Origin of the sequence: Microcoleus sp. PH2017_05_CCC_O_A, assembly GCF_020738785.1 — a bacterium.
GTDB lineage: Bacteria > Cyanobacteriota > Cyanobacteriia > Cyanobacteriales > Microcoleaceae > Microcoleus.
The window spans coordinates 72,110-81,992 of record NZ_JAEQCB010000009.1 but is presented as its reverse complement, the minus strand read 5'-3'; the positions used below and the strand labels follow the sequence as shown (position 1 = coordinate 81,992).

General features: G+C 46.8%; 9 protein-coding genes. 5 read left to right on the top strand and 4 right to left on the bottom strand.

The features are described from left to right. The first annotated feature begins 171 nt into the window (after positions 1–171). Positions 172–837, top strand: a complete 666-nt coding sequence (locus JGK20_RS03490) for a response regulator (protein ID WP_293177811.1) — start codon at positions 172–174, stop codon at positions 835–837. 143 nt (positions 838–980) lie between these two features. Here JGK20_RS03490 and JGK20_RS03485 read toward each other — a convergent pair whose 3' ends face one another. Together JGK20_RS03485 and JGK20_RS03480 are read right to left on the bottom strand one after the other, a co-directional pair. After that, positions 981–1,706, bottom strand: coding sequence for a pentapeptide repeat-containing protein (locus JGK20_RS03485; RefSeq protein ID WP_293177786.1), 726 nt, complete (start codon positions 1,704–1,706; stop codon positions 981–983). 165 nt (positions 1,707–1,871) lie between these two features. Then, positions 1,872–3,071, bottom strand: coding sequence for a phosphoglycerate kinase (locus JGK20_RS03480; RefSeq protein WP_293208208.1), 1,200 nt, complete (start codon positions 3,069–3,071; stop codon positions 1,872–1,874). A gap of 185 nt (positions 3,072–3,256) precedes the next feature. On the opposite strand from JGK20_RS03480, the gene JGK20_RS03475 reads away from it, so the two are divergent. The 3 genes from JGK20_RS03475 (at position 3,257) to JGK20_RS03465 (ending at position 6,587) form a co-directional block, all read left to right on the top strand. Further along, positions 3,257–3,667: a universal stress protein gene (locus JGK20_RS03475; RefSeq protein WP_293177780.1), complete on the top strand. Its 411-nt coding sequence runs from the start codon at positions 3,257–3,259 to the stop codon at positions 3,665–3,667. A gap of 376 nt (positions 3,668–4,043) precedes the next feature. Further along, positions 4,044–4,901 carry a ribosome biogenesis GTPase YlqF gene (gene ylqF, locus JGK20_RS03470; RefSeq protein ID WP_293149305.1) on the top strand — a complete coding sequence of 286 codons (858 nt, stop codon included), beginning with the start codon at positions 4,044–4,046 and terminating at the stop codon, positions 4,899–4,901. A gap of 72 nt (positions 4,902–4,973) precedes the next feature. Beyond that, the gene (locus JGK20_RS03465) at positions 4,974–6,587 is read left to right on the top strand and encodes an adenylate/guanylate cyclase domain-containing protein (protein ID WP_293177777.1); all 1,614 of its coding nucleotides are present in this window, start codon (positions 4,974–4,976) and stop codon (positions 6,585–6,587) included. A gap of 225 nt (positions 6,588–6,812) precedes the next feature. Here the strand turns inward: JGK20_RS03465 and JGK20_RS03460 are convergent, their stop codons facing one another. Then, positions 6,813–7,634 (bottom strand): MOSC N-terminal beta barrel domain-containing protein, encoded by an 822-nt coding sequence (locus tag JGK20_RS03460; protein ID WP_293190001.1) that lies wholly within the window; start codon positions 7,632–7,634, stop codon positions 6,813–6,815. 215 nt (positions 7,635–7,849) lie between these two features. Between JGK20_RS03460 and JGK20_RS03455 the strand changes: the two genes are divergently transcribed. Further along, on the top strand, positions 7,850–8,563 hold the full coding sequence (locus JGK20_RS03455; RefSeq protein WP_293177771.1) for a carbonic anhydrase: 714 nt from the start codon (positions 7,850–7,852) through the stop codon (positions 8,561–8,563). 127 nt (positions 8,564–8,690) lie between these two features. Here JGK20_RS03455 and JGK20_RS03450 read toward each other — a convergent pair whose 3' ends face one another. Then, entirely contained in the window at positions 8,691–9,878 is a 1,188-nt protein-coding gene (locus JGK20_RS03450) for a glycosyltransferase family 2 protein (protein ID WP_293177768.1), read from the bottom strand. Positions 9,879–9,883 lie beyond the last annotated feature (5 nt).

Here is a 9,883-nt window from a genome sequence, read left to right as displayed (position 1 = left end):
CGCACGTAATATCTTGTTACGTGCTTTGTCGGATTCGACCTGTTCTGTCAGCCATGACGGAATTGCGATCGTTACATCTCCAGCATTGCACAGCTATGTAGAGAAATGTTCAGCGTAAAAGAATCAGCCGCAGTTTCAAGAACTGTCAACTGGAATTGGTGCAAGGCCCTCATGGAAAGAATATTAGTAGTTGACGACGAAGCAGACTGTCAAACAGTCTTGGCAATGTATCTCGAAAGCCAAGGATACCGGGTTGAATGCGCTAATTCAGGAGTTGAGGCGCTCTCAATTTTTGAAAATGCCCCCCCAGATTTGGTGATTTCAGATGTGATGATGCCGGAAATGGACGGGTTTGAGTTTTGCCGGCGCTTGCGTACTACACGTTTGGGACAGTTGGTGCCGTTTATATTTTTGTCTGGTCAAGGCGAAATTGAGGCAAAAGTTGAAGGTCATGCGATCGGCGCTGACGATTATCTGGTAAAACCTTTTCAGTCTGAAGAAATCTTGGCTAAGGTGAAAGCTCAGTTAGAGCGCTCCCACCGCATTCACGCCGAGATTGTCCGACTGCTGCAAACTTCTACCGCCCTGGCGGTGGAGCCCAAAGTTGTCGCAGTATTGCCACCACTAGCACCTTTGCCTCTAACACCAGCCGAGGAAAGAGTTTTTTGGGAGGTGATCCAGGGTTATACTAACAAACAAATTAGCGATCGACTGTTTATTAGCCCCCGCACCGTCCAAGCTCATTTAGGCAGCATATTCAGCAAACTACAGTTAGAAAATCGCGCCCAGCTTGTGAGATTTGCCCTAGAAAGGGGATACAAACCACCTCAAACTTAGCTCCGGTCTCAACTTACGGTGTACCAGCCCTTAATTACCCGCAATAAAAACGGTTTGTAGTGAGGACTTTAGTCCTCATAATCTGAGGACTAAAGTCCTCACTACAAACCCATCTGATTGTCGTCGTTCGAGAGAACCTGATATTATTCCAAATTCAAAACACAATAAGGAAAACTCGTCGTCACGCAAACCATCGGCCCCAAATTTGTACCCCGCAAATTTGCACGTTCCAAATCAGCCTGCCGCACGTCCCTCGCCGCATCGATATTTGTCCCGGTCAATTGAGCTCTAGGAAGCCTGGTATTTGACAGAATAGCATTCTGCAAATTAGTATCGCGCACGTCAGCAAAAGACAAATCAGCCCCGCTTAAATTCGCGCGATTCAAATTCACTCTAAACAGCAGCGAACGTCGCAAATCTGCATTCGACAAATTAGCTTGCAGCAAATAAGCTTCGCCCAAATTAGTATTAAAAAGCTTAGCACCGCGCAAATCAGCTCTCGTCAGATTGGCCCGCCCCAAAAAAGCATTAGACAAATCCGCATTTCGCAGATTAGCGCTGTCCAAGTCGGCACCATACATTTCAGCATTAACCAAGTTAGTATTTGCCAAATTAGCACCACTTAAATCTGCTTCTAGCAAATTAGCTTCGTAGAGATTAGCTCCGCTTAAATCAGATCCTCTTAAATTAGCTCTGTACAAACTCGCCTTAAACAAATCAGCATTTCTCAAATCGCAGCCCTCGCACTCCTTAGTTTCTAGCAACTGTTGGACGTGATCGGGATTTTGAGCTTTCACGGGGGGTGCCAGCAAAAACGGCGCTAAAACTGCTACAGTTGCCGTTACACTTGCCAAGATTTTAAATTTCACAAACAAACCTCACTGCCACTTCAGATCGATCGTACTCGCAAACAGTAAAATTTCAACCCATTTCCCTCACTCTTTTCTCCCTCTCTGCGTTCTCTGCGCTCTCTGTGGTAAAAAAAATAGCATTCGCCGCAAGGCGGGCAACAAAGCCCGCCCCAGTCAACTTAATTAAGCCTCATCTAAAGCCGCAACACCAGGCAATTCCTTACCTTCTAGCAGTTCCAAACTAGCGCCGCCACCAGTAGAAATGTGGCTCATTTCTGGCCCCAGATTCAACTGTTCCACAGCCGCCACCGAGTCACCGCCACCGATAATCGTGGTAGTACCAGTCTTAGTAATTCCAGCTAAAGAATGAGCAATTCCTTCAGTTCCCGCAGCAAACTTCTCCATCTCAAACACGCCCATCGGCCCGTTCCAGATTACCGTTTTGCAATCGGCCAAAGCATCTTGGAAAGTTTTCACAGAATCCGGGCCAATGTCCAAACCCATCCAACCGTCGGGAATGCTCTCAACGGAGACAGTTTGAGTGTTCGCATCAGCAGCAAACTTGTCAGCAACTATCACATCAGTAGGCAACAGGAAAGTAACTCCCCGTTCCTTTGCCTTCGCTTCCAAAGACTTAGCCAGTTCGAGCTTGTCATCTTCCACCAAAGACTTGCCAACGTTCAAACCGCGAGCTTTGTAGAACGTGAACACCATGCCGCCACCCAGCAGCAATTTGTCGCACTTTTCGAGCAGTTTTTCGATGACTCCAATCTTGCTGGAAACCTTAGAACCACCGATGATAGCAGCTAAGGGACGTTGCGGATTGTCGATCGCACTACCGAGATATTGCAACTCCTTCTCCATCAAAAACCCAGCCACCGAAGGACTCAGATACTTAGTCACACCCTCAGTCGAAGCGTGAGCCCGGTGAGCCGTACCAAAAGCATCATTGACATACAAATCAGCAACAGAAGCTAACTTCTTGGCAAATTCTGGGTCATTTGCTTCCTCTTCAGGGTAGAAGCGGACATTTTCCAGCAAAATCACATCGCCATCAGCCATCGCCGCCACAGTAGCAGCCACTTCATCACCAATACAGTCGTTAGTCTTTTTGACTTCCTTCCCCAACAATTCCGACAGCCGCTTAGCAACCGGAGTCAAGCGCAACTTCTCCGTCACACCCTTGGGACGCCCGAAGTGACTGCACAAAATGACCTTAGCGCCCTTCGACGCTAAATCCTGAATAGTCGGCAGAGCAGCCCGGATGCGAGTATCATCGGTGATATTGCCGTTGTCGAGCGGCACGTTAAAGTCCGCGCGCACCAATACCCGTTTGCCCGATAAGTCCGATGCCGATAAATTTGCTACAGTTTTTTTTGTCACAGGATTAACCTCCTAATATTTGTGTTTTTGTCTAATTCCGTTGAAATGGCGGCACTCGTCACTTGCACTTGGGGCCTCGGGCGCATTCAACCGCGCCCGTACAAAAAACGGAAGATGAAACAAACGGCACTGATTTGGCTCAACGTAAACATTTTATCGGAGTCCGTGTCCGGGAAATGCGAACTATGTTCAAGACTGTCTTATTTCCTGTAGATCAAAGCCGAGAAGCCCGCGAAGCGGCGGAAAAGGTTGTCAATATTGTGAAAACCTACGCTTCTCGTTTAGTTATTCTGTCGGTAGTCGAACCCCCAGCCGAGGAGGGTGAGGCACCGCGAGAGGTGATGAGTTCCCCCGAAGCAGTCGCCAAACTGCTGTCTGAAGCCCAGTCGATGTTTTCCCAGCAGGGAATTGAAGCTGAAATCATCGAACGAGAAGGCAAACCTGCTTTCACGATTTGTGATGTGGCTGACGAAGTTGGGGCTGATTTGATTGTGATGGGCTGTCGTGGGATGGGTTTAACTGATGATGGTGCGTCTGACAGCGTTACCAGTCGGGTGATCAATCTGTCTCCTTGTGCAGTTTTGATTGTGCCTTAGTCAGTTGACAGTTGACAGTTGACAGTTGACAGTTGGCAGTTGACAGTTGGCAGTTGACAGTTGACAGTTGGCAGTTGACTCCGAAAGCAGTTGACAGTTGGGGCGGTGCCCCGCCTTGCTCGCCCTCTTAGTTGACTCCGAAAGCAGTTGACAACTAACAACTGACAACGAACAACGAGAGCATCTCAGTTTTGATTTTGTAGTGCGAGCTTAAGAGCTCGCTTGCTGTTAAAACCAAGCGAGCTCTTAAGCTCGCACTACAACAAAAAAATGCTTTTTGCAAAAATTGAGATGCTCCCCGAACAACTGACAACGAACAACGAACAACTGATAACTGACCACTAACAACTAACAACTAACTAATAACTAATAACTAATGAAAATTCACTGGTATCCCGGTCACATTGCCAAAGCTGAACGGGCATTAAAAGAACAGCTAAAGCGGGTAGATGTGGTGCTCGAAGTCCGAGATGCCCGCATTCCACTAGCGACTTACCACCCCCAAATGCCTACCTGGGTGGGCGGTAAGGCGCGAGTGTTGGTCATCAACCGCATGGACATGATTACGCCTAGAACCCTCGATGCGTGGGAAACCTGGTTTGAATCTCAGGGCGAAACTGCTTATTTTACTAACGCCGAGCACGGTCAAGGAGTACACGATGTTTCCGATGCTGTCCAGGAGGCTGGGGTGCAGCTAAATAAACGCAGATTCGATCGAGGAATGCTACCCCGTCCAGTCCGCGCCGTGGTGATGGGCTTTCCCAATGTCGGCAAATCTGCTTTAATTAATCGCCTTTTAGGGCGCAGAGTAGTAGACAGTGCCCGCAGAGCTGGAGTAACTAAATCGCTCCGATGGATTCGCATTTCTGACGAAATTGAGTTACTAGACGCCCCCGGAGTAATCCCCACCCGGATTAACAATCAAGAAAATGCCATAAAATTAGCTATTTGCGAAGATATTGGCGAAGCAGCTTACGACAATCAGGTAGTAGCAGCAGCTATGGTTGATTTGCTCCTCGGGCTGGAGGCGGCTGATGACACATTGATATCAGTATCTGGTTTCAAATCTCGGTATAAATTAGATATAGGATCTAGCAATGGTGAAGATTATTTGCACGAAGTAGCAAAAGACAGGTATAAAGGAGATGTCGAACGAACGGCGCGGCAGATGTTAAACGATTTTAGAACTGGTGTGTTGGGTCAGCTTACTTTGGAGTTGCCGCCAGCTTTATAAGACTTGTAGGAGATTTGATCTGATGAATTCAAGTCTTATCAAAGCCTTGAAAATTCAACAGCGGTGCTGTCTATGAATGAACTGAATCTGGAACTTCAAATTAATGGAATCATCGAAAAAACCGTGCCTGTCGAAGGCGAGCAATTTATTATCGGTAGGTTGCTAGAATGCGATTTGCAACTGCCTTTTTCTGACATTTCCCGGCACCACACCCGCTTGTTTAAAATAGCTTCAGGGGAGTGGCTAGTTGAGGATATGGGCAGTACCAACGGGACGCTACTAAACAACAGTCCCCTCAACCAACCTCACTTAGTCAATCAGGGCGATGTGATTTATCTGGGACACCGGATTAATTTGATTGTCGTTTTGCCCGATCGCTCTGACCCCCAACTTCCTGAAATCGGCACCATGCCCGAAGGAGTGACTATCCTCGGCAAAGCTAAAGAACTGCAAAAACAGTGGATAGAACCAGACACAAAACTTGAAAAAAATTACGAACAAGCTATCTCGCGTTTAAAATACTTAGTCGATATTGCGAAGTATTTAAACACCGCTGAATCCATCGAAGCAATTTTCGATCAAGTCCAGCAAATCGTGTTCCGCGATATCAAAAATATCGAACGTTTGGCACTATTAATAGACTTTCAAAATAACGGCGAACTCGAAGTAGTTAAGACTGCCGCCAGACCCACTGCCAAAAATAAATATATCCCTGCTGACGGCAGTTGGATCGGCCGGACTATTTGCCGCAAAGTATTAGACGAACAAGTTGCTCTCAAAACTGCCGACGCTCAGTTTGACGAACAGTTTGACGACAATATAAGCATGATCGATAAAGGAATTCGCACGGCGATAGCTGTTCCTCTCTGGGATGAAAATACAGTTTTTGGAGTGCTTTACGGCGACGCTCAACTGACTTCTAGAGAGTGGTATCTGGGCGGAGATGAAGACTTGAGCTTTTTTTCAGCTTTAGGAAATATCGCTGCTTCTAGCGTGCAGCGGTGGCTGCTGACACAAAAACTCCGCACCCAAGAAACTATGCGGCAAAGATTGGAACGCTATCACTCTCCGGCTGTGGTGCAGCATTTAATGAATACGGGGACTTTAATTGACCACCGCCTGCCGCCTGTGGAACGCGAAATCAGCATTTTGTTTGCAGATATTGTGGGCTTTACTGCGATGTCTGAACGCTTGAGGCCCCCTGAAATTGCCCGGTTGCTGAACAATTTCTTTGAGGAAATGCTGCAAGAAGTTTTTGGGGAAGGAGGAACTTTAGATAAGTTTATTGGAGATTGTATTATGGCATTTTTTGGAGCGCCGGAACCTCAACCGGATCATGCCGATCGCGCGGTGGCTGCTGCTTTGGGAATGCTCAACCGTCTTGACGAACTCAATGCAAATAAGAGTTTGGGCGAACCGCTGCAATTGCGGATTTCTATTAACAGCGGCAAGGCAATAATTGGTGATGTCGGCAGTTCTAAAAGAGTTGATTATACTGTGTTGGGTTCGACTATTAATCTGGCTGCTCGGATGGAGGGAATTTGTCAGCCTGGGGAATGCGTGGTGAGCGAAGCTACTTACACGTTGCTGCGATCGCCCCAAAGTTTTGAGCCGATGGGAGATTTCCGCTTTAAAGGAATTGACAGACCGATCGTGGTTTATAGTACCAACAGAAATTTAAGGTAATGGGGCATGGGGCATGGGGCATGGGGCATGGGGCATGGGGCATATTGATTTGGACTAACGGAGGACACTCCAAAAGCCGTTTCCCTACCCCAAAATAATCGTCATGCTTGCAAGAGATGTAACTAACGCCCACTTAATTGTAGGGAAACGGCACTGCCGCGTCCTGACTCTGGGTAATATTAATTCCGGTGTTACCGGATTTGATATGAAGTCATCATAAAACTTTTATAACTGATCGGGAATGGTATTAAATAGGGAGTTTTTGACGCTGAGGATTTGAACTTCATCTCCTATGTGTACTATTTTTCCGGCTGATTGAAGTGGCACTCGCGTGTTAACGAGCAGCCGACTAAAGTGATTGAAATGCCCTTTTTTTTGCAATTCAGGCATGATTTCATTTTGCTTGGCTGTTAGCATAGTTTTCAAGTTTGGATAAGCTTCTTGAGCAGCAGAATTTCGGTTGGATTGCAGACAGGGCTGACCGGGATTAATACCTTCAAATATTACTGGCCCTATTTTAAACCTGACAACTTCATCGGCTGCTCCGAAAAGTCGATCTTCCCAAAAAGCCGGGACATCTCCTATTTCAATATTAGCTCGCAAGCGATGGCGCATTTCGTTAACGCAAACTCTCGGAAACCAAGATGCTACTTCGGCTATTGTTGCGGTACTGATAATGCTTGGCCCGGGTGCTGCGGTATCATCGGGAAAGCCTGCGAGCAAGTTTTCAATTAATTTGACCGGGAAACCGAAGTAGTTGCTCAACCAAGATTCTATTGCGGGGCGTTCTCTATCTACATGAAAAAATATTTCTTGTTCGGTGTCTTGAATTTTCAGACCGGCGATTCTCTTTTTTATGTCAAATGATAGGCGCAGAAAATGGACTCCGCTGTTGCGCTTAGCGTTAACAAATGCTCCGGAAAGATCGCAGATGGCAAAAGAGCGATCGCCTGCTAGAGCTCCGCTGGCAAGAATATTAGCTTGACTGACAGCTATGCCGTCAAGGGACTTGACCGGATAGATATGAATGCTGGCGACGTAAGACATTGTGATTCATTGATAAATAATTGTTGTTTTAGATACACTATAGCATCCTCCGCAGGCAGAATGATGACCGCAGTTAATTCCATGAAATTACAAGGGGCGATTTTTTATTAGTTTATATTTGGCAGCTACTTGTAAAGAAAAAGTAAAGAATTTTTGCTGGGCTGATGGCAAATATTATACTAATAAATATAAAACAATTAACCGAGTTGCAAGCAATGACCGACTCAAAAAAAATAGGCAAGATGTCGAGGCGGAGTGCGATCTGGATGTCAAGTGCAGGGGCGCTGGTGGCAACCATGGCCCCAGGGCTGTTCAAAACTGAACCGGCCTATGCAGAAGGAGTAGTCTCAAACATCACTCCTGAGGCCGCACTCAAGAAATTGATGAACGGGAATCAGCGGTATATTCACCAAAAACGGACATTTCCCGACCAAAGCCGATCGCGAATTACCGAAGTAGCAAAGGGTCAACATCCGTTTGCAACCATCCTTGCTTGTTCTGATTCGCGGGTAACACCCGAAATTATTTTCGACCAAGGATTGGGGGATTTATTTGATATCCGAGTAGCTGGAAATTTTCTCGACGACGGGGTTCTCGGAAATATGGAATATGCCGCATTAGAATTAGGCGTTCCGCTATTAGTAATTCTGGGTCACGAACGCTGCGGTGCTGTGAAAGCGGCTTTGGATGGTAAAGCTGTGCCGGGTCACATTAGCACTTTGGTGGCGGCGATTAAACCAGCCGTTGATGCTACAAAAAATCAATTGGGCGATGCTTGGGATAACGCAGTCAGAGCTAATGTAAAAATGAATGTAAAAAAGTTAAAATCTGCGTCGCCTATTTTGGCTGAAGCAGTGAAAGCGGGAAAGCTTAAAGTTGTTGGGGCGCGCTACGATTTGGACAGCGGCAAAGTAGAGATAATTGCTTGATTTTGTTGGTATTTTTCGCAATTTGTAGGGTTAATGCCAAGAGTGCTTACCCCTCTGGGATCGATGGGAAACTACCGACGATTGCCCCTACAAATGACCTACTTAACGAGAAAGTAGATATGCAGGTTTAGATTAAACCCATTTCTTGCAGTCCGCGGCGCAGGCGTTCTGCTTCAAAGGGGCGGCGCTGTTCGTGAAGGGCGATCGCTCTTTTGAATTCTGCTAAACTTTCGGGCATTTTGCCAATTTTCAGCAGCGCTACTGCCAAGTTTTGATGGGCTTCGGCGTGTTCGGGATCGATTTTAATGGCTTGTCGGTAATAGGCGATCGCATCTACCAAATTTCCGGTTGCTTTCAGTGTGAGTCCTAAATTGTAGTGACCTGGTGCAAAATTGGGATCTATTTTTAAAGCTGCTTTGTAAGCTTTTTCTGCTGCTGGCAAATCTCCTTCATCTTTGAGCAAATTGCCCAAATTATTGTAAGCACCTAATTTGAGCGCCGGGAAAACATCTGTATTAATTGCGAGTTGATAGTGTTCTTTGGCTTTGGCAAATTGCTGTTGCTGGCGGTAAGCAATGCCTAAATGATAGTTAAGTTCGTAAACAATAGATTCATCAATTGTCGCCGCAGTCAATCCCCTAGTTAATAAATTAATGCCCCGCGCGATTTGCCCGCTTTCTACGTACAGCGCGCCTAATTTGCTGCACGCATAAGCATCGTTTGGATAATAAGCTATATAGCGTTCCATTGCTGTTTGAGCTTTTTGGAATTTGCTTTTTGCTGCGATCGCATCTTTGTGATAACCAGAGTGCCAAATCGCCACATCGGGGAGAGAAGCTATTTTCCACTCTGGTTCGCGCTGCAAAATCTCAGCCACGCTGTCGTCTACCATGGCGTGGTAAGGGCGAGAAAAGCGGATGCCGGGGCGATTGCGAAACAAACGCGACACTAGGGAATAGGGTGATTGAGATGCACCGATTTCTTGGCGGATGAGATTGATTAGCAACAGTCGATCGCTCTTAATTGCCTGCTGGATCTGAGGTACAATCTCCGGTACCAGCACCTCATCGGCATCCAACACCAAAATCCAGTCGCCCTGGGCGTGCTTCAGAGACTCGTTGCGCGCCGCTGCGAAGTCGTCGCACCATTCAAAGTCATAAACCCTCGCCCCGGATTCTCGGGCTATTTCACGAGTGCGATCGCGCGAACCGGTATCTACCACCACAATTTCGTCAACAACACCCTTCACGCTGTCCAAAGTCCGCGACAGTGTTGCTTCTTCATTCTTGACGATCGTGCACAGTGTCAGATTCATCGGGG

What these genes read in the sequence shown, in the direction of transcription:
- JGK20_RS03490 (WP_293177811.1), top strand. Translation starts at nt 172, where the DNA reads ATGGAAAGAATATTAGTAGTTGACGACGAAGCAGACTGTCAAACAGTC.
- JGK20_RS03475 (WP_293177780.1), top strand. Translation starts at nt 3,257, where the DNA reads ATGTTCAAGACTGTCTTATTTCCTGTAGATCAAAGCCGAGAAGCCCGC.
- ylqF (WP_293149305.1), top strand. Translation starts at nt 4,044, where the DNA reads ATGAAAATTCACTGGTATCCCGGTCACATTGCCAAAGCTGAACGGGCA.
- JGK20_RS03465 (WP_293177777.1), top strand. Translation starts at nt 4,974, where the DNA reads ATGAATGAACTGAATCTGGAACTTCAAATTAATGGAATCATCGAAAAA.
- JGK20_RS03460 (WP_293190001.1), bottom strand. Translation starts at nt 7,634, where the DNA reads ATGTCTTACGTCGCCAGCATTCATATCTATCCGGTCAAGTCCCTTGAC.
- JGK20_RS03455 (WP_293177771.1), top strand. Translation starts at nt 7,850, where the DNA reads ATGACCGACTCAAAAAAAATAGGCAAGATGTCGAGGCGGAGTGCGATC.
- JGK20_RS03450 (WP_293177768.1), bottom strand. Translation starts at nt 9,878, where the DNA reads ATGAATCTGACACTGTGCACGATCGTCAAGAATGAAGAAGCAACACTG.